This is a genomic window from Paraburkholderia sp. RL18-101-BIB-B, from assembly GCF_046026985.1.
Taxonomy (GTDB): Bacteria; Pseudomonadota; Gammaproteobacteria; order Burkholderiales; family Burkholderiaceae; genus Paraburkholderia.
Genome location: NZ_JARESV010000006.1, coordinates 250879 through 275847, shown reverse-complemented (window position 1 = coordinate 275847; position 24969 = coordinate 250879). Strand labels below are relative to the sequence as shown.

Below are 24969 nucleotides of genomic sequence, written 5' to 3'. Positions count from 1 at the left end.
AAGGCTCTTTTTCGTTTTGTCAACAACATTTTTTCGCTTTCGCTTAAAACCTTGTTGACGCTACGGCCGCTGGTTTCTGCCGCGGCCCTCGTTTGCAAACGAGGAGGCGAATCTTAGGCGAACATCAGCCATATGACAAGGGTTTGACCGAAATCTTTTTTGGCGAGTCACCTGCGGGTCGATTTCACCACTGCGTCCATCGGAACCGCCTCGGCCATAGCTGTGTAGCCGGCGTCGCTCGGATGGATGTGATCGCCGCTGTCAAAGCCACGCCGCAGGCGGTCCGGCTGCGCCGGATCGCGCAGCGCAGCGTCGAAATCTACGACGCCGTCGAAAGCATGGCTGGTCCGAATCCACTGATTGACGGCGAGCCGAATGCTTTCTCGCTGCGACGGAAGCGACGCCGGCGTCAGCGTCGCGCCGAACACCTTCACGCCGGCATGCCGTGCCGCGGCGATCAACCGCTGGTACCCGGCGATCAGATCGGCAGCCGTCACCGAGGTGTGCGGGAAGTCGCAGTCGAGGCCGTTACGCGGCGGCATCGCCGCAAAATTGATGTCATTGATACCGATCAAAAGAATCGCCGTCTTGACGCCCGGGCGCGCGAGCACGTCGTGCTCGAAGCGCGTCGCGAGCGCGTCGCCGTAGCAAGGGGAGTCACTCAGCAAGCGGTTGCCGCTGATCCCCAGATTGACGATCGCGGTCGACCGGTCGCCGCTAGTGGCGAATCGGCGCGCCAACGCGTCCGGCCAGCGGCGATTCTGGTTCAGGCTGGAACGCATGCCGTCCGTGATCGAGTCGCCGATCGCGGCAACGGCGGCGGATGCAGGCGCCGCGTCCACCGACAATCCTGTCACCCATACATATTGCGTGAACCGGGCGCGAAACGCTTCCGCGGAAGCGTCCGCCGCGTGATTACCCGGCGCCGAAACGTAGTTCACCTGGTTCGACACGCGGTGCCAAGCCACGATACGTTGCTCGGGACCCATAAACGCGCTGACCGCATAAGGCGCACCTTCGGCAATATCGACAGCGACGGGGTCGCTGTCCAACTGGCCACCCGGCGGAATCGAAACCGCGCTCTTGCCACCGAACGTCACGCGCGCCTCGCCGTTACCAGCCGCCGCCGCGCCACCCGCCGAGCGTGCGATACGCAGATCTTCGATGACAAGCGGAGTTTTGCCGTACCGGTTGCTGAGGTGGACTCGCGCCGACTTTCCGGACAGTGTCGGATACACAATCTGACGAACCGTGCGCCCGGCTACTTCCGGCGCGCGATAGAGCGGCGGCAAGTCCGCCCGCTGTGGGATGGGTTGCAGCGCTGTCGCCCAGGCGGTGACCCAATGTGCAGGGGCGTCGGCGGCGAAAACGGTTGGGGAAACGGCAAATTGGACAAGCAACGCCGCGCCGCATGCGGCAGCCAGGGTGCGAATGGTCATTCGGGTGGTCGGTTCGAGGCGAAACGTGCATTGTGCCCGATCGCACCAGCCGTCGCGGGTCCGCGCGACGGCGTTCCCGCGCTCCGCCGACTCAGGCCGTCTGTGCCCCGATCATCTTCAGCGCGAGCGCTTCAGCGACTTCGATTCCGTCGATGGCCGCCGAATAGATCCCGCCGGCATACCCTGCGCCTTCGCCAGCCGGATACAAACCTTCGACGTTCATGCTTTGATAGTCGTCCCGCCGACGCACGCGAATCGGCGACGACGTTCTCGTCTCGACGCCCGTCAGCACCGCGTCGTGCATTGCAAAGCCGGCGATCTTCTTGTCCATCTGCGGAAGAGCTTCGCGAATGGCCTCGATCACATAGTCGGGAAGCGCGGTGCTGAGATCGGTTGGATGCACGCCGGGTTTGTACGACGGCACCACCGAACCCAGCGACGTGGACGGCCGGCCGGCGATAAAGTCGCCGACCAACTGGCCCGGCGCCATATAGTTGCCGCCGCCGAGCTCGAAAGCCCGCTCTTCCCATTTGCGCTGAAAAGCGATGCCGGCGAGCGGGCCGCCCGGATAGTCGTCCGGCGTGATGCCGACGACGATCCCCGCGTTGGCGTTCCGCTCCGCCCGCGAGTACTGGCTCATGCCGTTGGTCACCACGCGACCCGGCTCGGATGTCGCCGCCACAACGGTGCCGCCAGGGCACATGCAAAAACTGTAGACAGCGCGGCCATTGCTGCAGTGATGCACCACCTTATAGTCGGCGGCGCCCAACTGTTTGTGACCGGCAAACTTGCCGAAACGGCTACGGTCGATCAAACCCTGCGGATGTTCGATGCGGAACCCGAGTGAAAACGGCTTCGCCTCAATATAGACGCCGCGGTCGTTGAGCATCTGGAAAGTGTCTCGCGCGCTATGACCGACCGCCAGCACCACATGATCGCAGCGCAGCGTTTCGCCGGTCGACAGCTTCAGCCCGCGCACCTTGCCCTGATCGATCTCGATATCGTCGACGCGGCTTTCGAAGCGCACCTCGCCGCCCAGCTCGTGAATGGTCGCGCGCATTTTTTCGACCATGCTCACAAGCCGGAACGTGCCGATATGCGGTCGGCTCAGAAACAGAATGTCTTCCGGCGCGCCGGCTCGCACGAATTCCTCGAGCACCTTGCGGCCGTAGTGCTTTGGATCCTTGATCTGGCTGTACAGCTTGCCGTCCGAGAAGGTGCCCGCGCCGCCTTCGCCGAACTGCACATTCGACTCGGGATTAAGCACCGACTTGCGCCACAGGCCAAAAGTGTCCTTGGTGCGCTCGCGCACGGCCTTGCCGCGCTCGAGGATGATCGGCCGGAAGCCCATTTGCGCCAAGATCAGGCCGGCGAACAGGCCACACGGCCCCATGCCGATCACGACCGGGCGCAGCGCGGTCATCTGCGCCGGGGCTTTGGCAACGAACCGGTAGGCCATGTCCGGTGTCACGCCGCAGTGCGGCACATCGGCGAGTCGCTTGAGCGCGGCCGCTTCATCCGCGACCTCGACATCGACGATGTACGTGAGTTTGATGTCGGCGCGCTTGCGCGCATCGTGCGCGCGGCGAAACACGGTGTATCGGATGAGCCCGTCCGCGGCCACGCCGAGTTCCGCGAGGCGCGCACGCACGGCGGCTTCGAGGGCGCTCTCGGGATGATCGAGCGGGAGTTTGATTTCGCTTAGACGTAACATGAGTACCGGGGGATGCAGGAAGGCCGCAAATCGTGGCCAATTCGCAATTTTATAGGTTTAGTGTGGGGGCGGGGCGCCGGCGCAGACGAAACGCTTGCCAAGGAAACCGCCCAAGCCCCTATCGGCCCAATCGACCCATCTCAAAAAATTTATTAACCGACCGGTCGGTTGGCTTATACTGTGCGCACACAGACAACTTCCGCAGAGAGCGTCCCCATGTACACGCAATCCCTGGATATTCCCGGCAATGTCGCCCCGCTGGATGCGGGCGCAGACTCGTCCGAGCAGACGCATTTCGACGCGGTCATGGCCGCCGATGGCAAGATCGAAGCTCAGGACTGGATGCCGGAGGCCTACCGCAAGACGCTGGTCCGGCAAATCTCGCAACACGCGCATTCGGAAATCGTCGGCATGCTGCCGGAGGGTAACTGGATCACGCGCGCGCCCAGCCTGAAGCGCAAGGCGATTCTGCTTGCCAAAGTGCAGGACGAAGCCGGCCACGGCCTCTATCTATATAGCGCGGCGGAAACGCTCGGCGTGTCGCGCGACCAGTTGATCGCGGCGCTGCACTCGGGCAAAGCCAAATATTCGAGCATCTTCAATTACCCGACGCCCACATGGGCCGACGTCGGCGTGATCGGCTGGCTGGTGGACGGCGCGGCGATCATGAACCAGATTCCGCTGTGCCGTTGCACGTACGGCCCGTACGCGCGCGCCATGATCCGCATCTGCAAGGAAGAGTCGTTCCACCAACGCCAGGGTTTCGACGCGCTCATGTCGATGATGGCCGGCACCGAAGCGCAACGTGAACTGGTCCAGCAGGCGGTGAATCGCTGGTGGTGGCCGGTGCTGATGATGTTCGGCCCGAGCGACAAGGATTCGATCCACAGCAATCAGTCGTCAAAATGGGGCATCAAGCGCATTTCGAACGACGACCTGCGTCAGAAATTCGTCGACGCCACCGTCGACCAGGCCAAGGTGCTCGGCGTCACGCTGCCCGATCCGGACCTGAAATGGAACGAAGCGCGCGGCCATCATGACTACGGCGACATCGACTGGGAAGAATTCTGGCGCGTGGTGAACGGCGACGGTCCGTGCAACCGCGAGCGTCTCGCCACCCGCGTCAAAGCCCACGACGACGGCGCCTGGGTTCGCGAAGCCGCCCTCGCCCACGCCGACAAGCAGCGCCAGCGCGCACAACAGCACGCCGCCTAAGCAGCGCGGCATGCCAGACAAAGCATCTCAGGAGATCTGCAATGAACAAGGAATGGCCGATTTGGGAAGTCTTCGTGCGCAGCAAGCAGGGACTCGACCACAAACACTGCGGTAGCCTGCACGCAGCCGACGCGCCGATGGCGCTGCGCATGGCGCGCGACGTCTACACGCGGCGCCAGGAAGGCGTGAGTATCTGGGTGGTGCCGTCGTCGGCGATTACGGCGTCCGCGCCGGAAGACAAGGCGGAGCTGTTCGAACCGGCTGGCGACAAGATCTACCGCCACCCGACGTTCTACACGCTCCCCGACGAAGTCAACCACATGTAAGTGCGGCCATGAACATCACGCCCCAACATCTCCAATACGTGCTGCGCCTCGCGGACACCGCGCTGATCCTCGGTCAGCGCAATACCGAATGGTGCGGCCACGGCCCGATCCTCGAAGAGGACATCGCTCTGTCGAACATGAGCCTCGACCTGATCGGCCAGGCGCGCCTGCTGTACACGCATGCCGCGTCGCTCGAGCAACAGCTCACCGGCAAAAGCCGCACGGAAGACGACTACGCGTACTTTCGCGCCGAGCGCGAATTCGCCAACTACACGCTCGCCGAGTTGCCGCATGTCGGCCCGCTGTCGGCCACCGCGCAAGCCGAGAAGGATTACGCGGTCACGATCGTCCGCAATTTCCTCTACTCGACGTTGATGGCGCATCTTTGGACGGCGCTCACGGCATCCACCGACGAGCAGCTGGCGGCGATCGCGTCGAAGTCGATCAAGGAAACCAGCTATCACGTGCATCACGCGCGCGAGTGGCTGATCCGTTTCGGCGATGGCACCGAGGAATCGCATCGCCGAGCGCAAGCCGCACTGGACTATCTGGTGCCGTACACGCGCGAATTCTTCAGCACGGACGCCGTTGAGGAAGTCGTTGCAGCAGCCGGCATCGGCCCGTTGACGTCGGACCTCGAAGCGGCGTGGCTCGACGACGTGCGCGCCACGCTCGACGAAGCCACCTTGACGCTGCCCGAGCCGGTCAAGCACATCACGACCGGCAAACACGGCGAGCATTCCGAGCACATGGGTTTCGTGCTGGCCGAAATGCAGAGCCTTGCACGCCAGCATCCCGGCGCCACCTGGTAATCCGACGATGACGACTTCGACTGCCCTTCGCACAAACGACATGACTGACACGACCGACGCCGCGCTCGCACGCGCATGGGCCGTGCTCGAAGCGGTGCCTGATCCGGAGATTCCGGTGGTGTCGATTCGCGAGCTCGGCATCCTGCGCGACGTGCGGCGCGCCGCCGACGGCACGCTCGAAGTCGTGATCACACCGACCTACTCCGGTTGCCCGGCCATGTCGCAGATTGCCGAGGACGTCGCGCATGCACTCGACGTGGCGGAGCTCAAGCCTTATCGGATCGCCACGGTGCTCGCGCCTGCCTGGACCACGGACTGGATGACCGCCGACGCACGCGAAAAACTGCGCGCCTACGGCATCGCGCCGCCCACGGGCAATTGCGGTTCGCCTGCGCCCGTGCAGGAAAAGGTGATGCGATTCGTACCCCGCGCGCTGCCCGCGCCGTCGTGCCCACGCTGCGGCTCGGCGCACACCGAGCGTCTCGCGCAATTCGGCTCGACCGCCTGCAAAGCCTTGTACCGCTGCATCGACTGCCGCGAACCCTTCGACTACTTCAAACCATACTGATATGGCCACCCCGCAATTTCACCCGCTGCGTATCCGCGAAGTACGACCCGAAACCGCCGATTCGGTTTCGGTCGCCTTCGAAGTCCCCGCTGAACTGCGCGACCACTATCGCTTCACGCAAGGCCAGTTCGTCACGCTGAAGACGCATATCGACGGTGAGGAAACGCGCCGGTCGTATTCGATCTGCGTCGGCGTCACCGATTACGACCGCGACGGCGAACTGCGCATCGGCATCAAGCGCGTACGCGGTGGGCGTTTCTCGAACTTCGCCTTCGACACGCTGCAGCCCGGCCACACGATCGAGGTGATGACGCCGGACGGGCGCTTCTTCACCCATCTGAACGCCGATCAAGGCCAGCAATACCTGGCGTTCTCGGGCGGCTCGGGCATTACGCCGGTGCTGGCCATCATCAAGACCACGCTCGAAGTCGAACCGCGCAGCACCTTCACGTTGGTGTACGGCAACCGCAGCGTCGATCAGATCATGTTCGCGGAAGAGCTCGAGGATCTGAAGAACCGCTTCATGAACCGCTTCGTGCTCTATCACGTGCTGTCCGACGATCTGCAGGACGTCGAGCTGTTCAACGGCGTGCTCGATCAGGAGAAGTGCGCGGCCTTCATCGAGAATCTGTTGCCGGCAGATGCGATCGACGAAGCCTTCATCTGCGGCCCCGGTCCGATGATGGACGCCGCCGAAGCCGCGCTGAAAGCCGCCGGCGTGCCGTCGGAAAAGGTGCACGTGGAGCGCTTCGGTTCGCCGCTGCCGCAAGCGGGCGTGCCGCCGGTCGAAATCACCGAAGACACGCCGGCTGCCGATCTCGAAATCGTGCTCGACGGCAAACGCCGCAAGCTGCGCCTGCCGTATCAGGGCGTGAGCGTGCTCGACGTCGGCCTGCGCGCCGGCCTTGCGCTGCCCTATGCGTGCAAGGGCGGCGTCTGCTGCACCTGCCGCGCGAAGGTGCTGGAAGGCGAAGTGAAGATGGAAAAGAACTACACGCTCGAAGAACACGAGATCCGCGACGGTTTCGTGCTGACGTGCCAATGTCATCCAATCAGCGACCGCGTGGTGGTGAGCTACGACGAACGTTGAACCGCGTGCGGCGGGCGAGCCTGCTAGACGTCCGCCGCGCTTTCAGCAGTTCCGCGATCCGCTTACACTAGGGGCCGCTCGCGATCGGACACCTGTTCCGGTCGATGAGCGGCCCCTAGTGTTGTTAACCGCCCTACGCCACTGCCGATGAGCACGATCCACCTCACCAACGGCGATGTCGCCGCCGAGTCACTGCGCACCGCATTGCGGGATGCCGGCCGCGCCGATCGCGTGCACGCCTTGCGCGACGATCTCGCGGTCGGCCCGCTACGCGGCGTCGACGACGCACCGGACGTGCGCGCGGACTTCTGGGATCGCGTGAGGGCGGACACCCGGCGTGATTTCCTTCGGGAATTCCGCGAACACGCTGCGGCGCTGGAGAATATCGCGCGCGGCGAAGCGAATCTGGTGGTGTGGCACGGCGAAAGCGCATCGGATCAATTGATGCTGCGCCGCGTCTGCTATCACCTGCGCAACAGCCCGCAGCGCCTGAACGAAGTGCGTCTGTCGATTCGCGATCTCACCGATCCGGGCGCGTGGGCGCACAGCCGCAAAGACCGCGCGACGTCGGTCGGCATGTTCGCGCCGGCCGTGCTGCAATCCCGGCTGCCGGACGCCGCGCCGATTTCCGTACTGCGCATCAGCCGGCTCGCGCTCGAATGGCAGGAAGTCAAACACGCGAACGGCGAAACGCGGCGCTGGCGCGACAATACGTTCACGAGCGGCAGTTTCGCGGAATTGGACGCGCTGATTTTCGAGCACGTCACTGAAGACTGGCAGCCCGCCGCGCGCGTTGCCGCCGAATTGATGACCGCCGAACTCGGATTCCTGGTCAGCGACAGCATTGTGCTGTGGCGCTTCCGCGAACTGGCCGCGACCCGGCGCATCAGGCTGCGCGGCGACGCGAGCGCACGGCGCACGCTCGAATTGTGCGCGGCGTTCGCCCCCTGTCCACACTAATACAACAGACGACTATGGCCCGCACCCGTGCCCCCGACCACGAAACCCAGCGCGAGCAGATTCTCGAACTCGCCGCGGCAAAATTCGCCCAGACCAGCTATCCGAGCACCTCGATGGCCGATCTCGCCGCCGCGAGCGGCACCTCGAAAGCGCGCCTCTACCACTACTACGCGAGCAAGGAAGCGATCCTGTTCGATCTGCTGGACCGTTACACCAAGCGGCTGATGCTGATCATCGCCGAGGTGGAAGGCGCGAGTCAGCGGCGCGGTTTGTCGGAGCGGGAAACCTTCGCCGAGCTGATCCGGGCGTTTTTGTCGGAGTACGAGACGTCGCACAGCCGGCACGTCGCGCTGTTGAACGACGTGAAGTATCTGGTCGATACCCAGCGCGAAGTGATCCTGAACCGTCAGCGCGACGTGGTCGCCGCTTTTGCGCGACAGTTGGCCCGCGCGTACCCGGAGCGCGCCACGCGCGACAACCAGACCGCGCTCACCATGATGGTGTTCGGCATGATCAACTGGACATTCACCTGGCTGAAGCCGGATGGCCGGATGGGCTACCGTGAATTCGCCGAGCAGGTGGTCGGTATGGTGGACCACGGATTGAGTTCGAACCCAGCCTGATCCCGCACTGCAACAATATTCAGACGAAATAATGGACCAAAGTGCCCGATGTGCGACACCGTGTCACGAACGTCTGTTCCATTTATTTATTATTTAAAATCAATAACCTAAAATTAGGGCGCCACCTTTTTAGGCATCTCCTTCAAATATTGATACGGGTTTTCCCTAGTGATCGGTCTGGATCTCCGCTAAAATTGCTTTTGCGGTGCACCACGCCGCTCGACTAAAAGGAGAACCCGACCATGAACTTGATTACACCCCGCGCCGCTGAGCCGATCGTCGCGCACGATCGTTTGACGCAGCCAGCCGGTCGTGCGCCTGCTCTGGTCCGCGAGCTCACCGCTGTCGACCGCGAGCGTCTGCTGACCCACTTCCTCGCGCTCGACGAGGACGACCGACTCCTGCGCTTCGGCCAGATCGTGCCGGATCACGTCATCGAAAACTATGTTCGCGCGATCGACTTCAAGCGCGACACCGTCTTCGGCGTGTTCAACAATCAACTGCAGTTGACCGGCGTCGGCCACCTGGCCTATCTGCCTGCCGAAGGCGACAAGCGCACGGCGGAGTTCGGCGTGTCCGTGCTGGAAAGCGTCCGCGGCCAGGGCATCGGCACGAAGCTGTTCGAGCGCGCCGCCATTCGCAGCCGCAATACGCACGTCACCATGCTGTACATGCACTGCCTGTCGCGCAATTCGACCATGATGCACATCGCGAAGAAGGCCGGCATGAAGATCGAATACGCCTACGGCGAGGCCGACGCTTACCTCACGCTGCCGCCGGCGGATCAATCGAGCATCATCGCTGAAATGCTGCAGGAGCAGGCTGCAGTGTTCGACTACGCGCTCAAGCGGCAAGCGCGTCAGGCGTCGAAGCTGTTCGAATCGTTCATGCCGACGGAAGTCGCAGCCTAAAACGCTTGCGCTTCGCCAAACAACAAAGGGCGGCCCCGTGGCTGCCCTTTTTGTTTGCTGGGCGGTCGCACGCCACGCCGTCGTGCTCACAAAATCGGCAGCGCCGTCGTCTCCTTGATCTTTTCCAGTGAGAAGCTCGTTTTCACGTCGATCACCGACGGATGGTGTAGCAACTGGTCCTGCACGAAGCGCGAAAAGTGCGCCATGTCCTCCACCTGGACACGCAACAAGTAGTCCATCTCGCCGGTCATCGCATGACACGCCACCACTTCCGGCCACGTCTGAACGGCCACGCGAAACAGATCGGCGTGCGTGGCGTCACCGCGCGGACTGAGTGCCGGACCGCCGCGCTTTTCCAGCCGCACATTCACGTACGCGAGCAAGTCGAGCCCAAGCCGCTGCGCATCGAGCAACGCGACATAGCCGCGGATCACGCCGCTCTCTTCCAGCCGCCGGATACGCCGCAAACACGGACTCGGCGAAAGATTGATGCGCTCGGCGATCTCCTGATTCGAAAGCCGGCCATTCTCCTGAAGGATCGCCAGAATCCGCCTGTCGATGGCGTCTATCTCTATATTGGCCATTTTCTGCCGTCCATTCAAAACATTGAGCTATAAACTAGCGTCAGCGTATCGATGCGCGATTAAGTTCGCAAGTTTTCGCCGCAGGCAGGCCTTTACACTTGCGTCATTCAGTCGCGCTCAATCGCACATCCGGAGACAGACATGCAGGTTTCAACTTGGGAAAATCCGCTCGGCACCGACGGCTTCGAGTTCATCGAATACACCGCACCGGATCCGAAGGCGCTCGGCAAGCTCTTCGAGCAGATGGGCTTCACCGCCGTCGCGCGGCATCGTCATAAAGATGTGACGCTGTACCGCCAGGGGGAAATCAACTTCATCGTCAACGGGGAGCCGGATTCGTTCGCGCAACGCTTCACGCGTCTGCACGGCCCGTCGATCTGCGCGATCGCTTTCCGCGTTCAGGACGCCGCCAAGGCGTACAAACAGGCTCTGGAAAAAGGCGCCTGGGGCTTCGACAACAAAACCGGCCCGATGGAATTGAACATTCCGGCGATCAAAGGCATTGGCGACTCGCTGATCTATTTCGTCGACCGCTGGCGCGGCAAGAACGGCGCCGAGCCGAACAGCATCGGCAACATCGACATTTACGATGTCGACTTCGAACCCATTCCGGGCGCAAACCCGAATCCGGTCGGCCACGGCCTGACCTACATCGACCACCTGACGCACAACGTGCATCGCGGCCGGATGCAGGAATGGGCGGAGTTCTACGAGCGTCTGTTCAACTTCCGCGAAGTGCGTTACTTCGATATCGAAGGCAAGGTGACGGGCGTGAAGTCCAAGGCGATGACCTCGCCGTGCGGCAAGATCCGCATCCCGATCAACGAAGAAGGTTCGGAGACCGCCGGCCAGATTCAGGAATATCTCGACGCGTACCACGGCGAAGGCATTCAGCACATTGCCCTCGGCAGCAACGACATCTACCGCACGGTGGACGGCTTGCGCGAATCGAACATCTCGCTGCTCGACACGATCGACACTTATTACGAGTTGGTCGATCGCCGCGTGCCGAATCACGGTGAACCGCTGGACGAATTGCGCAAGCGCAAGATCCTGATCGACGGCGCACCCGATGATTTGCTGCTGCAGATCTTCACCGAAAACCAGATCGGCCCGATCTTCTTCGAGATCATTCAGCGCAAGGGCAATCAGGGCTTCGGTGAGGGCAACTTCAAGGCGCTGTTCGAATCGATCGAACTGGATCAGATTCGCCGTGGCGTGGTGCAGGACAAAGTCTGACGGCTTGCGCCGCTTCACGAGAGCGGACACATAGCTCCAAATGAAAAGGGCGAAGATCTCACGATCCTCGCCCTTTTCATTAGCGCCGTTGTCTCAGGTGAAACCTTGGTCGGAGAACGGCTGGTTACTCAATCGACACACCGCCTGCGCGGCGCATCACGAATTCTGGTCTTCCTCGTCGGACTTGGTGGATCGCGTGACGCGGTCCATGGCAATGCGTGCGGGCGCGACCTGCGCCGTACGGGTTACAGCGTTCGACAGCGCGCCTGCACTGCCCGAGTTCGAGCGCACCGGTGCGCTCATGGCGAAAAATGCGGCCGAAACCATCAGGAACGTCTGGATGTTTCTCGTGTTCATGCGTACTCCTTTTCTGACTGCCCTGTTGTCGTGAAGCTCCGCCGAATGCGGAGCGTTGCGCGGACATTGCTCACAGGTTGGGGGTTAGACAGACATTTCAACTGCGGTTCCGCAGATTTGTAGTTTTTACAGCTTGTTACAGGCCGTCGCAGGAACAGCGGGCGCGCACACGCCGAGCGGGCGCACGCCTACACCGACCGTATCGCTGCGGTCCCCATTTTTTCGCGGCCTGCGGCGGGTTTTCACCAGTGCTACCATCACTTAAAACACGTCAAGATGACGGCCCCGGCCCTACGCATTCACAAGATGCCGCGGCCCAAAAAAGTTTTGGTGATCCCAAACTGGTTGGAGGAGTACACATAATGAACGCCCCGCTAGACGCAGGTCAGCGAGCCTCGCTCGAAGCCGCGTTGTCTTCCGTCACGCTCGACGACAAATACACCCTCGAACGCGGCCGCGCGTACATGAGCGGCATCCAGGCGCTGGTGCGTCTGCCGATGCTGCAACAGGAACGCGACCAGGCCGCCGGGCTCAATACCGCCGGCTTCATCTCCGGTTACCGCGGATCGCCACTCGGCGGACTCGACCAATCCCTGTGGAAGGCGAAACAGCATCTCGCCGCGCATCAGGTCGTGTTCCAGCCAGGCGTCAACGAAGACCTCGCGGCAACCGCCGTTTGGGGTTCGCAGCAGGTCAATCTGTACCCGAGCGCCAAATACGACGGCGTGTTCTCGATGTGGTACGGCAAAGGCCCAGGCGTCGACCGTTCCGGCGACGTCTTCAAGCATGGCAACTCGGCCGGCTCGGCGCGCAACGGCGGCGTTCTCGTGCTCGCCGGCGATGACCACGCGGCGAAATCGTCCACGCTCGCGCACCAGTCCGAACACATTTTCAAGGCGTGCGGCCTGCCGGTTCTGTTCCCGTCGAATGTGCAGGAATATCTCGACTTCGGTCTGCACGGCTGGGCGATGAGCCGCTATTCCGGCCTGTGGGTCGCGATGAAGTGCGTCACCGACGTGGTCGAATCGTCGGCATCGGTCGATATCGATCCGCACCGCACGAAAATCATCCTGCCGGAAGACTTCGCAATGCCCGAGGGCGGCCTGAATATCCGCTGGCCGGATCCGCCGCTGGTGCAGGAAGCGCGTCTGCTCGACTACAAGTGGTACGCGGCGCTCGCCTACGTGCGCGCCAATAAACTGGACCGCGTCGAAATCGATTCGCCGCATGCGCGCTTCGGCATCATGACCGGCGGCAAGGCGTATCTCGACGTGCGTCAGGCGCTGACCGACCTCGGTCTCGATGACGAAACGTGTTCGCGCATCGGCATCCGTCTGTATAAGGTCGGTTGCGTGTGGCCGCTCGAAGCGCAAGGCGCGCAGGCTTTCGCGCGCGGCCTCGACGAAATTCTGGTGGTCGAGGAAAAGCGCCAGATTCTCGAATACGCGATCAAGGAAGAGCTGTACAACTGGCCCGACGCACAGCGTCCGCGCGTGTTCGGCAAGTTCGACGAGAAAGACGGCGCGGGCGGCGAATGGTCGGTGCCGATGGGCAACTGGCTGCTACCGGCGCACTATGAACTCTCGCCGGCGATCATCGCCAAGGCTATCGCCACGCGGCTCGACAAATTCGACCTGCCGTCCGATGTGCGCGCTCGCATCGCCATGCGCATCGCGGTGATCGAAGCGAAGGAAAAGGCGCTGGCGCGGCCGCGCGTCGAAGCCGAACGCAAGCCGTGGTTCTGCTCGGGCTGTCCGCACAACACATCGACCAATGTGCCGGAAGGCTCGCGTGCAATGGCCGGCATCGGCTGCCATTACATGACGGTCTGGATGGACCGCAGCACCAGCACGTTCAGCCAGATGGGCGGCGAAGGCGTCGCGTGGATCGGCCAGGCGCCGTTCAGCAACGACAAGCACGTGTTCGCCAATCTCGGCGACGGCACCTACTTCCATTCAGGGCTGTTGGCGATTCGCGCGGCGATCGCGTCGAAGGCCAACATCACCTACAAGATTCTCTATAACGACGCGGTCGCCATGACCGGCGGCCAGCCGGTCGACGGCGTGCTGACCGTGCCGCAGATCACGCACCAGCTCGCCGCGGAAGGCGCGACGAAAATCGTGATCGTCACCGACGAGCCGGAGAAGTACTCGGCAAACGTGGGCCTTGCGCCCGGTATCGACATCCACCATCGCGACAAGCTCGACGAGGTGCAGCGCCAACTGCGTGAAGTGTCCGGCACGACGATCCTGATCTACGACCAGACTTGCGCGACCGAAAAACGCCGCCGCAGGAAACGCGGCACGTATCCGGATCCGGCGCGCCGCGTCGTGATCAACGAAGCGGTGTGCGAAGGCTGCGGCGATTGCTCGGTGAAGTCGAACTGCCTGTCGGTCGAACCGCTCGATACCGAGTACGGTACGAAGCGCCAGATCAATCAATCGACCTGCAACAAGGACTTCTCGTGCGTGAACGGTTTCTGCCCGAGTTTCGTGTCCGTTGAAGGTGGTCAGTTGCGCAAACCGAAGGCCGCCTCCGGCGTCGCCGGCGACGCGATGCCGCCGGTGCCGGAACCCGAATTGCCGTCCATGGAGCGGCCGTACGGCGTGCTGGTGACGGGCGTCGGCGGCACGGGCGTCGTGACGATCGGCGCGTTGCTCGGCATGGCCGCGCATCTGGAGAACAAGGGCGTCACCGTGCTCGACGTCACCGGCCTCGCGCAAAAAGGCGGCGCCGTGATGAGCCACGTGCAGATCGCGAAAAATCCGGCCGACATCCACGCGACCCGAATCGCCATGGGCGAAGCGAGCCTCGTGATCGGCTGCGACGCGATCGTCACGGCCAGCGACGAATGCGTGTCGCGCATGCAGGCGGGCCGCACACGCGTCGTGCTGAATAGCGCGCATACGCCGACTGCCGAACTCATCAAGAACCCGAACTGGCGCTTCCCTGGCAGCAGCACGGAAGCCGACGTGCGCGCCGCCGCGGGCGACGACGGGGTCGACACGGTCGACGCGAATCACTTCGCGGTCGCGCTGCTCGGCGATGCGATCTATACGAATCCGTTCGTGCTCGGCTATGCATGGCAACGCGGCTGGGTGCCGCTCATGTATGAGTCGCTGATGCGCGCCATCGAGCTGAACAACGTGCAGGTCGAGAAGAACCGCGCGGCGTTCGAGTGGGGCCGCCGTGCAGCGCACGATCTGGCCGGGGTTCGCAAGCTCGCGCAATCGCAAGGACGCGGCGCCGCGGCGGAAACGGCGAGCAGCAAGATCATCTCGCTGCACACGCCGAAGGCCCTCGACACGCTGATCGACAAACGCGCCGAGTACCTGACAGCGTGGCAGAACCACGCGTATGCGGAGCGTTATCGCGCGGTGGTCTCGCAAGTGCGTGCGGCGGAGTCGGCGCTCGATTCGATAGACGGTCAGTTGCCGTTGACCGAGGCGGTCGCGAAGAACCTGCACAAGCTGATGGCCTACAAGGACGAGTACGAAGTCGCGCGTCTGTACAGCGATCCGGCGTTCATCGAAAAACTGAAGTCGAATTTCGAAGGCGATTGGAAGCTGCACATTCACCTCGCGCCGCCGACGTTCTCGAAGAAGGATGCCAAGGGTCATCTGGTGAAGAAGAAGTACGGCCCTTGGGTTTTCAGCGCGATGCACGTGCTGGCCCGCTTCAAGTTCCTGCGCGGCACCGCGCTCGATCTGTTCGGCAAGACGGAAGAGCGTCGCACCGAGCGCGCGTTGATCGGCGAGTATGAAGCGCTGGTGCGTGAACTGATCGCCGGCCTGACGACGCAGAAGCGTGAGCTGGCCATCGAACTGGCGAATCTGCCCGACGGCATCCGCGGCTATGGTCACGTGAAGGAAAACAACCTGAAGGGCGTGCGCGTCAAATGGAACGAGTTGCTGGCGCGGTGGCGTTCGCCGGAGGCTGGCAAGACGCAACACGCGGCGTGATCGGAATGGCTTGACCGGCTCGCCGGTCTGAAAACAAAAGGCGACTGTCCTTGCGGACAGTCGCCTTTTTTACGTGCTATGAGACGTGACGCGTAACGCCGGTGCAACTACTGCGCCAATAAAAAAGCCACGGGTTCGGCACCCATGGCTTTTTTGCAAACTCGTCGCGAACGCCTCGACGAGGCGCCGCTCCGAGTCTCAAAGCATCCGCATTACTTCGCGTTCACTGCCTTGCGTGCGTTGGCCGACGCGACTGCCGTCATGTTGATGATCCGGCGCACGGTCGCAGCCGGCGTCAGAATGTGCACCGGCTTTTCCGCGCCCAGCAGGAACGGGCCGACCGTCACGCCTTCGCCGCCGATCATCTTCAGCAGGTTGTACGTGATGTTCGCCGCTTCCACGTTCGGCATGATCAGCAGGTTGGCTTCGCCGGTCAGCGTCGTGCCCGGGAACGCCGCCTTGCGGACAGCTTCTGACAATGCCGCATCGCCATGCATTTCACCGTCGATCTCGAGCGACGGCGCACGTTCGGTAATCAGCTTGCGAGCCGCAGCCATACGTTGCGACGACGACGACGGCGCGCTGCCGAAGTTCGAGTTCGACAGCAACGCCACCTTCGGCGTGATACCGAACTTCTCCATCTCACCCGCAGCCAGCATCGTCATATCGGCGAGTTGCTCGGCGGTCGGCGTTTCGTTCACGTAGGTATCGCAGATGAACAGATTGCGGCCCGGCAGCATCAGCAGATTCATCGCGGCGAAGTTCTGCACGTTGTCCGCCTTGCCCAGCACCTGTTCGATGAACTTCAGATGCGCGTGGTACTGACCGATCATGCCGCAGATCATGCCGTCCGCTTCGCCGAGGCGCACAAGGATCGCGCCAATCAGCGTGTTGAACTTGCGCATTGCAGCCTTCGCCACGTCCGGCGTCACGCCTTCACGCGCACCGAGTTCGTGGTACGCCTGCCAGGATTTCTGATAGCGCGGATCGTCTTCCGGATCGACGATCTCGAAGTCGTCGCCGCACTTGAGCTTCGAGCCCATCTTCTTCAGACGCATCTCGATCACCGACGGACGGCCGACCAGGATCGGCTTGGCGATCTTTTCCAGCAGCACGAATTGCGCGGCGCGCAGCACGCGCTCGTCTTCACCTTCGGCGAACACGATACGCGCCGGCTCCGACTTGGCCGCTGCGAACACCGGACGCATCACCATGCCCGTGCGATACACCGTCGTGCCGAGTTCTTCGCGATAAGCGTCCATGTCCTTGATCGGACGGGTCGCGACGCCCGAATCCATTGCCGCTTGCGCGACGGCCGGCGCGATCTTGATGATCAGGCGCGGATCGAACGGTTTCGGAATCAGATACTCGGGACCGAATTCCAGCGAGTGTCCTTCATAGGCCTTCGCGACTTCATCGCCCTGATCGGTTTCTTCGGCCAGCTCGGCGATTGCGCGTACGCAGGCGAGCTTCATTTCTTCCGTGATGGTGGTGGCGCCGACATCCAGTGCGCCACGGAAGATGAACGGGAAACACAGCACGTTGTTGACCTGGTTCGGATAGTCCGAACGGCCGGTCGCGATGATGCAGTCCGGACGCACTTTCTTCGCGTCTTCCGGGCGGATTTCCGGTTCCGGGTTTGCCAGCGCGAGAATCAGCGGCTGGGTGCCCATTTCGGCGACCATCTCCGGCTTCAGCACGCCTGCGCTCGAGCAGCCGAGGAACACGTCGGAGCCGCGGATCGCGTCAGCGAGCGTGCGTGCCTCGGTGTTCGCCGCGTAGCGTTCCTTCGACGGATCGAGGTTGCCGCGGCCTTCGTAGATCACGCCCTTGGAGTCGGTGACGAGAATGTTCTTCTTCGACAGGCCCAGGTTCACCAGCAGATCCAGACACGCGATTGCCGCGGCACCTGCGCCCGAACACACCAGTTTCACTTCGTCGAGCTTCTTGCCGACCACTTTCAGGCCGTTCAGGATAGCCGCCGATGCGATGATCGCGGTGCCGTGCTGATCGTCGTGGAAGACCGGAATCTTCATACGTTCGCGCAGCTTCTTCTCGATGTAGAAGCACTCGGGCGCTTTGATGTCTTCAAGGTTGATGCCGCCGAGCGTTGGCTCGAGCATCGCGATCGCTTCGACCAGCTTGTCCGGATCGGACTCGGAGAGTTCGATGTCGAACACGTCGATGCCCGCGAACTTCTTGAAGAGACAGCCCTTGCCTTCCATCACCGGCTTCGCGGCGAGCGGGCCGATGTTGCCGAGACCGAGCACGGCCGTGCCGTTCGTGATCACGCCGACCAGGTTGCCACGCGAGGTGTACTTCTGCGCGTCGAGCGGCTCCTCGTAGATCGCCATACAGGCCGCGGCGACGCCCGGCGAGTACGCCAGCGACAGATCGAGCTGATTCGATAGCGGCTTGGTGGGCGTGACCGAAATCTTGCCGGGTTTCGGATTCTGGTGGTATGCGAGAGCGCTTTGCTTAAGTTGTTCGTCCATTTTTTGGCCTGCGAGACGTAAGAAATTGGGCCCGGCACACCGCACGTCAGCGTCGCGTGCATCTATCGAATGGATAATCGACCGAGGCGGTTTGCGCATGCGCCGGTTGAGCGCGGCGTCGAACCTCGCCGGAGGACAGGACGATGCGGAGTGCTTCGCGGGTCGGTTAGTGTACACCCCGAATGAGTCGATGCACTGACTGGTTAACGCTGCTCGCCATCGGCGAAACAGCGCTCGCGCAATGCTGCAGCGCCGCATGCGGCGGCCCTTTCGCGCTTTGTCATGCGCAGGTCACGGACAGGCTGTTCGCGCTCACTCGAGCTCGGCGCCGCGTCGTTCGGGAATCAGGAAGAGTGTCGCGAAGATGTCGAGCAGGTAGATCGACGCAAGCAAAGCCAGCGCCGCGCCGAACGAGTAGCGCGCGGCCAGAGCGCCGACCACCACCGGCCCGAAGCCGCCCACCGCCCGGCCGATGTTGAACAGCACATTCTGCGCGGTGGCGCGCGCATCGGTTGGATAAAGCTCGGAGATCAGCGCACCGTATCCGCCGATCATGCCGTTGACGAACACGCCCATCGCCGCGCCGCCGATCAAGAGCGCCATCGGCGTGCTCAGGTGAGCGTAGACGAACACCATCACCACGGCGCCCGCCTGGTAGAACAGAAAGGTCGGCTTGCGGCCGAAGCGGTCGGCGGCGATGCCGAACAGCCAGATGCCGCACGCCATGCCCAGAATCGTCGCGGAGGTCCACAGGCCGGATTTGGTCAGCGAATAGCCGAAGGTTTTCGACAGATAGCTCGGCAGCCAGATCATCAGGCCGTAGTAGCCGAAGTTTTGCACTGAACAGAGAATCGCCACGCCGATGCTGGCGCGCGTGGTCCGGCCATCGGCCACCAGCAATTTCAGCGGCAGCTTGCGCATGCCGCGCGCCACGCGCTCGGTGAAGAGCGCCGGTTCCTCGACCTGGCGCCGCACGAAAAACGACACCACCGCCGGCAACAGCCCGAGCGCGAACATGCCTCGCCAACCGATCACCGGCAATAGCAGCGGCGTCAGCAATGCCGCAGCCAACACGCCGAGCTGCCATCCCAAGCCGACGTACGACGAGACGCGCGCGCGCTGTGACGCCGGCCATGCCTCGGCCACGAGCGTCATGCCGATGCCGAATTCGCCGCCAAGCCCGATTCCGGCGATGGTCCGGTATGTCAGCAGATCGGCATAACCTTGCGCCAGCGCGCACAAGCCGGTGAACACCGCGAAGATCAGGATCGTCCACGTCAGCATGCGCACGCGGCCGAAATAGTCGCTCAGCACGCCGAAAATCAAACCGCCCGCCACTGCGCCAATCAGCGTCCACGTGACGAGCGAGCCGGCCTGCGCGGAGCTCAGATGCAGATCGGCGGCAATCACCGGCAGCATGAAGCCGAGGATCAGCAGATCGAAGCCGTCCATCGCGTAGCCGAGCACCGAGGCGATCAGCGCCCGGCCGGCGTAGCCATTTCTCACGGATGCGCGGGGGTCGGTGGTGGAGGGAGCGGTGTTCATTGAAAGCATTCCGTAGGTCGAATGGGCGGCAATGGCGGCAGGCGCCCGAGAAATTCGCGTGAGTGTAAAGGCCCCTCTGACGCCTCACAAGCGAACCAAAAAGCGCTCGTGGATGCGGGCGCCCGATGCGCCCTTCGATGCCCGCCCAAGCCTGCCCGGTGCGCCCGTTATGACCGTCATTCGCCGCGGCCACGCACGACGGGTTCCTCGGAAGGGCCCGTTTCGGGTAAAATGTCGGCCTACGCGCGCAGCAAAAACCGGCCTGCACTCCACTGACCGGCTGCGTATTCCGCCCGGCATGGCGCGGAATACCACGCTTGCTGCGCCACCGGGCCCCGCGCCCGCTTCTCCCCGCTCACACCCAAGGATCCGCCCATGACAGGCTTCGATCGCCAGACGATCTCCGACACGACCGCCAAAATGCTGCTGGAAGTGCAAGCAGTGCACTTCAACGCGGAGAAACCGTACATTTTCACGTCCGGCTGGGCGAGCCCGGTTTATATCGACTGCCGCAAGCTGATCTCGTATCCGCGCGTGCGCCGCGGCCTGATGGAAATGGCAGAGTCCACGATTCTGCGCGACGTCGGCTATGAGCAGATCGACGCGGTCGCCGGTGGCGAAACCGCAGGCATCCCGTTCGCGGCATGGCTCTCCGATCGCCTGATGGTGCCGATGCAATACGTGCGCAAGAAGCCGAAGGGTTTTGGCCGTAACGCGCAGATCGAAGGCCTGCTGACTGAAGGTCAACGCGTGCTGCTGGTCGAAGACCTGACCACGGACAGCCGCAGCAAGATCAACTTCATCAACGCGCTGCGCACTGCCGGCGCCACGGTGAACCACTGCTTCGTGCTGTTCCACTACAACATCTTCAAGGAAAGCGTGTCGGTGCTGAAAGACATCGACGTCGATCTGCACGCGCTCGCCACGTGGTGGGACGTGTTGCGCGTCGCGAAGGAAAACAAATACTTCGACACCAAGACGCTCGACGAAGTGGAAAAATTCCTGCACGCACCGGCTGAATGGTCGGCTGCGCACGGCGGCGCAACCTCGACGCCGCAGTAAGCCTCTCCGCCTCGCGCGGATCGAATAAAAAGGGCGCCTGTCTTATCGACAGGCGCCCTTTTCTATTTTTGCCTTAAGCCTCGTATGCGACCTTAAGATGCTCCGCCTGTGTTTTCCGTTGAATGCGACGACAGGTTCAGCAAGCCATTGCTTTGCGCGTACTGGAACAACTCGGAATCGCGCTCGATGCCGAGCTTGCGCATAGCGGTGTTCTTTTGCGTGCTGATGGTCTTGATGCTGCGGTTCAGATGCTCCGAGATTTCCTTGATCGTCATGCCCGACACGAACAGACGCACCACTTCCAGTTCGCGTTTCGACAGCATCACTTCGTCGTTCTTGCCACCGGCATTCATGCGCAGTGTGTCGAGCGATGCCTTGACCGACGGGCTCATATATTCGAGGTGGCGGCTGACGTGCTGCACCGCGAGCCCAATGTGGCTGAGATCATCCGACTTGTTGACGACAGACGTCACGCCGAGTTCGCTCAGCCGCTTGAGCAACGCGGCGTTCTCGAGCATCGTCAGGACGACGATGGGAAGGTTGGGGAAATTTCGCCGCAGATAGCCGATCAGCGGCAAACCATCGCCGTACTGACCGCCTGGCATCGCCAGATCCGTGACGAGCACGTCGCAGGCAATGGTTTGCAGCACCTTGATCAATTCCGTTGACTGTCGCGCACGCGCGACGACCTGCAGACCGGGAAACTTGAGCAAAGCCTGTTCGGCGCCGAACAGAATAACCGGATGGTCATCAGCGACCACGACCCTGACTGGATCTTGCATTGCCCTCCCCTCGACAGATAAACCACTCTGCAAAACTTCCGACATGTCTTATGTATTCTAGCTACTGAAACGGGTGAGGACGCGGCCTATCTCCGCGGGCAATTCCTCTGACTATAGCCGATTCCGGTGCGCAAATTCCAGCGGACCACAACAATGATGTGTCGTAGAGCTAATGTTAGACTTGAATCGACCTTGAGGCACAAAATAGGGACAATAACCATCGCGAGGACAACCGCCTCGCGCCCTCACAGGAGAACCGGCACATGCGCTCGCGTTGCCTGGTTGTTTCGATTGCTTCGCCGTTCCGCCGTCTGCCGTCGTTCCCCTGCGCCATGCTGGGCCTCGCCCTCCTGGCCGCTCACGGACCACACGCCCTCGCCGAAGGCGCGTTCGCACTAACCAGCGCCAGCTTCCGTGCGGGCGGCACCGTGGCGGACGCTCAGGTTTTCAATCAGGACGACTGCAAAGGCGGCAACCGCTCACCGCAACTTTCGTGGCACGACGCGCCGCCCGGCACGCGCAGCTTCGCGGTCACCATGTTCGATCAGGATGCGCCGGGCCGCGGCTGGTGGCACTGGTCGGTGGCGGGCATTCCGGCCACGGTCAGCAGCTTGCCGGAGAATGCGAGCTCTTCCGGCTTCCTCAGCAAACTCGGTGCGGTCGAAGCGCGCAACGACTTCGATACCGACGGCTATGGCGGCCCCTGTCCGCCGCCAGGCAAACCGCATCGCTACATCGTCACCGTTTATGCGCTCAGCACCGCGGACCTGCGCCTCGCGCAAGGCCGTCCCGCGCTGATGTTCGATCACGAGATCGGCACCGCCACGCTCGGCTTTGCGCGGATGGTGGTCAATTACGGGCGCTAGCGCGTATCGAAGCGCCTCACGTGCAAGCGCCACTGTCAAGGCCGCCGACGCAAGCCGAGGCTGGCGTACGGATTGCGTCGCATTGCCGCCCACGCGGAAATTCTGTCATCCGCGCACGCTAATGTGCAGCCTGGCGGTGTGCGCCATGCTTGCCGCTGCCGCGCCGCCGCAGGTGCGCACCATTGCCGTGCCCGACCCATCGTCTTTTCACTTTGCTGGAGTTTGTCATGTCGAAGATCGTCATCGTTTATCACAGCGGCTACGGCCACACGAAGAAAGCCGCCGAGTCCGTGCTGGCGGGTGCCCTCGAAGCCGGCGCGGACGCCAAACTGATGCCGGTCGGCGAGGTCGACGATGCAGCCTGGGCCGAACTGGCCGCCGCCGACGCCATCATCTTCGGTGCGCCGACATACATGGGCGGCCCTTCCGCAGACTTCAAAAAATTCGCCGATGCGAGCTCGAAGCCGTGGCTCGAGCAGGCGTGGAAGGACAAGATCGCGGCCGGCTTCACCAACTCCGCGACCATGAACGGCGACAAGTTCTCGACGATCCAGTACTTCGTCACGCTGGCCATGCAGCACGGCATGATCTGGGCGGGCACCGGCATGATGCCGTCCAACACCAAGGCGGCGACCCGCAACGACCTGAACTACGTCGGTGGCTCTACCGGCGTGCTCACGCAGTCGCCGGCCGATGCCTCGCCGGAAGAAGCACCGCCCCCCGGCGATCTGGAAACAGCGCGGCTGTTCGGCGCACGCGTAGCCGCGGTCACGGCGCGCTGGACCGCCGCGGCCCGCTGACGCGCGGATTGCCGCGATCCGGCCGGCATCGGCGTGCATCTGCCGCATAACGGGTCACGCCGATGTCATGTTCGGCGCGCATCGTCGTTTTTTCACCCCCCTTTTGCACGTGCGGCGCCATCAGGTCTTAAAATGACGTTCCGGCGCGGCGTCGCGCCCCGTTTCCAGCAAGCCAGTGAGATCGAGATGAGCACGAAAGTTTTTGTCGACGGACAGGAAGGCACGACCGGCCTGAAGATTTTTGAATACCTGTCGCAGCGCGCCGACGTTGAGATCCTGCGTATCGAAGAAGCGAAGCGCAAAGACCTCGAAGAACGCCGCCGTCTCATCAACGCGTCGGACGTCACGTTCCTGTGTCTGCCCGATGTCGCCTCGCGCGAATCCGCTTCGCTGGTCGAAAACGATCACACCGTACTGATCGATGCCAGCACCGCGTTCCGCACGTCCGCCGACTGGGCCTACGGCCTGCCCGAACTGGCCCGCTCGCAACGCGAGCGTCTGCGCTCGGCGAAACGCATTGCCGTGCCGGGCTGCCATGCATCGGCCTTCGTGCTCGCCATGCGTCCGCTGGTCGAAGCAGGCGTGGTGGCGCCCGAGTTCGCGGCGCACGCTTACTCGATCACCGGCTATAGCGGCGGCGGCAAGAAAATGATTGCCGACTACGAAGCCGGCGGCAACGACAAGCTCAAGAGCCCGCGTCCGTACGCGCTCGGTCTCACGCACAAGCATCTGCCGGAAATGGCCGCGCATACGGGCCTGAAGTCAGCGCCGATCTTTACGCCGATCGTCGGCGACTTCTACAAGGGTCTCGCGGTCACCACCTTCTTCTCGCCGAACCAGTTGGCGAAGAAGGCCACGCCGCAAGACGTGCAGGCGCTGTTCGCCGAGTACTACGCGGGCGAGGCGTTCGTGCATGTCGCACCGTTCGACGCGGAAGCGAACCTCGACAGCGGCTTCTTCGACGTGCAGGCAAACAACGACACGAACCGCGTCGACCTGTTCGTGTTCGGCAACGAAGAGCGCTTCGTGACCGTCGCGCGTCTGGACAACCTGGGCAAGGGCGCGTCGGGCGCGGCGATCCAGTGCATGAACCTCGCGATCGGTGCCACTGAAGAAAGCGGCTTGAAACGTTAATCAAGTTCGAAATTACGGACGGTAATTCACCGTCAATATATTGAAAGGCCGGTCTGCAAAGACCGGCCTTTTTGTTTTAAAAGTCCGCCATTCAAAATTCCCTATTCGCGTTTAATCAGTAGTAGCCCGTATTTCCTAAAAAATAAAAATCGGACCACTCAAAATCTGCCGGTAATTCATTCCTGATATCGACGCATAGCGCATAGTTTTCCGCATAGGGAAATTCCTGATTTTTTCGCGAACGGTCGTTCGCAGATGATAGAGCCATTTTGCTAAGAGGCTTACCTGGCAAGGGAGTGCGGCGAAGCAACGATGCCGCCTTCCAGGCGAAAAATCGTTTTTTGTTTAAAAGACCCGCAGATGTCCACGCGGCGCGCGCGCAGCAAAAAATGCGCTGTTTGAATCGGTCTTTTTAGACGGCTCATTCAATTGACAGCCATTATCCGCGCAGCGAAATTAGCTCGCACAATTACATGAAGGGAGAC

General features: G+C 62.3%; 21 protein-coding genes. 14 read left to right on the top strand and 7 right to left on the bottom strand.

Annotation, left to right across the window (positions count from 1 at the left end; all coding sequences use genetic code 11):
* Positions 1–167 precede the first annotated feature (167 nt).
* Positions 168–1439, bottom strand: a complete 1272-nt coding sequence (locus P0D73_RS13205) for an SGNH/GDSL hydrolase family protein (RefSeq protein WP_408431599.1) — start codon at positions 1437–1439, stop codon at positions 168–170.
* 91 nt (positions 1440–1530) lie between these two features.
* Positions 1531–3153, bottom strand: a complete 1623-nt coding sequence (locus tag P0D73_RS13200) for an NAD(P)/FAD-dependent oxidoreductase (protein ID WP_408431597.1) — start codon at positions 3151–3153, stop codon at positions 1531–1533.
* A 216-nt stretch (positions 3154–3369) separates the two neighbouring features.
* On the opposite strand from P0D73_RS13200, the gene paaA reads away from it, so the two are divergent.
* The 8 genes from paaA to P0D73_RS13160 all read left to right on the top strand — a co-directional run bounded on the left by paaA (position 3370) and on the right by P0D73_RS13160 (position 9658).
* Positions 3370–4368, top strand: coding sequence for a 1,2-phenylacetyl-CoA epoxidase subunit PaaA (paaA, locus tag P0D73_RS13195; RefSeq protein WP_408431595.1), 999 nt, complete (start codon positions 3370–3372; stop codon positions 4366–4368).
* 41 nt (positions 4369–4409) lie between these two features.
* Positions 4410–4694, top strand: a complete 285-nt coding sequence (gene paaB, locus P0D73_RS13190; protein ID WP_007179854.1) for a 1,2-phenylacetyl-CoA epoxidase subunit PaaB — start codon at positions 4410–4412, stop codon at positions 4692–4694.
* Positions 4695–4702: 8 nt separating this feature from the next.
* Positions 4703–5506, top strand: a complete 804-nt coding sequence (gene paaC, locus P0D73_RS13185; protein WP_132376686.1) for a 1,2-phenylacetyl-CoA epoxidase subunit PaaC — start codon at positions 4703–4705, stop codon at positions 5504–5506.
* Positions 5507–5513: 7 nt separating this feature from the next.
* Positions 5514–6074, top strand: a complete 561-nt coding sequence (paaD, locus tag P0D73_RS13180) for a 1,2-phenylacetyl-CoA epoxidase subunit PaaD (protein ID WP_408285710.1) — start codon at positions 5514–5516, stop codon at positions 6072–6074.
* 1 nt (position 6075) lies between these two features.
* Positions 6076–7164 carry a 1,2-phenylacetyl-CoA epoxidase subunit PaaE gene (gene paaE, locus P0D73_RS13175; protein ID WP_132376684.1) on the top strand — a complete coding sequence of 363 codons (1089 nt, stop codon included), beginning with the start codon at positions 6076–6078 and terminating at the stop codon, positions 7162–7164.
* A gap of 147 nt (positions 7165–7311) precedes the next feature.
* Positions 7312–8124, top strand: coding sequence for a DUF1835 domain-containing protein (locus P0D73_RS13170; protein ID WP_408431593.1), 813 nt, complete (start codon positions 7312–7314; stop codon positions 8122–8124).
* A 14-nt stretch (positions 8125–8138) separates the two neighbouring features.
* Positions 8139–8747, top strand: a complete 609-nt coding sequence (locus tag P0D73_RS13165) for a TetR/AcrR family transcriptional regulator (protein ID WP_132376682.1) — start codon at positions 8139–8141, stop codon at positions 8745–8747.
* Between the two features lie 242 nt (positions 8748–8989).
* On the top strand, positions 8990–9658 hold the full coding sequence (locus tag P0D73_RS13160) for a GNAT family N-acetyltransferase (protein ID WP_132376681.1): 669 nt from the start codon (positions 8990–8992) through the stop codon (positions 9656–9658).
* Between the two features lie 86 nt (positions 9659–9744).
* On the opposite strand, the gene P0D73_RS13155 is transcribed toward P0D73_RS13160, so the two are convergent.
* Positions 9745–10242 (bottom strand): Lrp/AsnC family transcriptional regulator, encoded by a 498-nt coding sequence (locus P0D73_RS13155; protein WP_408176495.1) that lies wholly within the window; start codon positions 10240–10242, stop codon positions 9745–9747.
* Positions 10243–10383: 141 nt separating this feature from the next.
* Between P0D73_RS13155 and hppD the strand changes: the two genes are divergently transcribed.
* Positions 10384–11481 carry a 4-hydroxyphenylpyruvate dioxygenase gene (gene hppD / locus P0D73_RS13150; protein ID WP_408176494.1) on the top strand — a complete coding sequence of 366 codons (1098 nt, stop codon included), beginning with the start codon at positions 10384–10386 and terminating at the stop codon, positions 11479–11481.
* Positions 11482–11637: 156 nt separating this feature from the next.
* Here hppD and P0D73_RS13145 read toward each other — a convergent pair whose 3' ends face one another.
* Positions 11638–11838, bottom strand: coding sequence for a hypothetical protein (locus P0D73_RS13145; RefSeq protein WP_132376678.1), 201 nt, complete (start codon positions 11836–11838; stop codon positions 11638–11640).
* A 362-nt stretch (positions 11839–12200) separates the two neighbouring features.
* Between P0D73_RS13145 and P0D73_RS13140 the strand changes: the two genes are divergently transcribed.
* A complete protein-coding gene (locus P0D73_RS13140) occupies positions 12201–15800 on the top strand; it encodes an indolepyruvate ferredoxin oxidoreductase family protein (RefSeq protein WP_408431590.1) in 3600 nt (1199 codons plus the stop codon).
* A gap of 212 nt (positions 15801–16012) precedes the next feature.
* Here the strand turns inward: P0D73_RS13140 and P0D73_RS13135 are convergent, their stop codons facing one another.
* Together P0D73_RS13135 and P0D73_RS13130 are read right to left on the bottom strand one after the other, a co-directional pair.
* Entirely contained in the window at positions 16013–18295 is a 2283-nt protein-coding gene (locus P0D73_RS13135) for an NADP-dependent malic enzyme (protein ID WP_408176491.1), read from the bottom strand.
* 312 nt (positions 18296–18607) lie between these two features.
* Positions 18608–19840, bottom strand: a complete 1233-nt coding sequence (locus P0D73_RS13130; RefSeq protein ID WP_408431588.1) for an MFS transporter — start codon at positions 19838–19840, stop codon at positions 18608–18610.
* Between the two features lie 375 nt (positions 19841–20215).
* Here P0D73_RS13130 and P0D73_RS13125 point away from each other — a divergent pair, with 375 nt between their 5' ends.
* A complete protein-coding gene (locus P0D73_RS13125; protein ID WP_128585320.1) occupies positions 20216–20902 on the top strand; it encodes an orotate phosphoribosyltransferase in 687 nt (228 codons plus the stop codon).
* A 92-nt stretch (positions 20903–20994) separates the two neighbouring features.
* Here the strand turns inward: P0D73_RS13125 and P0D73_RS13120 are convergent, their stop codons facing one another.
* A complete protein-coding gene (locus P0D73_RS13120; RefSeq protein ID WP_408176489.1) occupies positions 20995–21684 on the bottom strand; it encodes a response regulator in 690 nt (229 codons plus the stop codon).
* 263 nt (positions 21685–21947) lie between these two features.
* On the opposite strand from P0D73_RS13120, the gene P0D73_RS13115 reads away from it, so the two are divergent.
* The 3 genes from P0D73_RS13115 (at position 21948) to argC (ending at position 24484) form a co-directional block, all read left to right on the top strand.
* Entirely contained in the window at positions 21948–22550 is a 603-nt protein-coding gene (locus P0D73_RS13115; protein ID WP_132376673.1) for a YbhB/YbcL family Raf kinase inhibitor-like protein, read from the top strand.
* Between the two features lie 227 nt (positions 22551–22777).
* Positions 22778–23350, top strand: coding sequence for a flavodoxin family protein (locus tag P0D73_RS13110; RefSeq protein WP_132376672.1), 573 nt, complete (start codon positions 22778–22780; stop codon positions 23348–23350).
* 186 nt (positions 23351–23536) lie between these two features.
* Positions 23537–24484 carry an N-acetyl-gamma-glutamyl-phosphate reductase gene (gene argC, locus P0D73_RS13105; protein ID WP_408252688.1) on the top strand — a complete coding sequence of 316 codons (948 nt, stop codon included), beginning with the start codon at positions 23537–23539 and terminating at the stop codon, positions 24482–24484.
* Positions 24485–24969 lie beyond the last annotated feature (485 nt).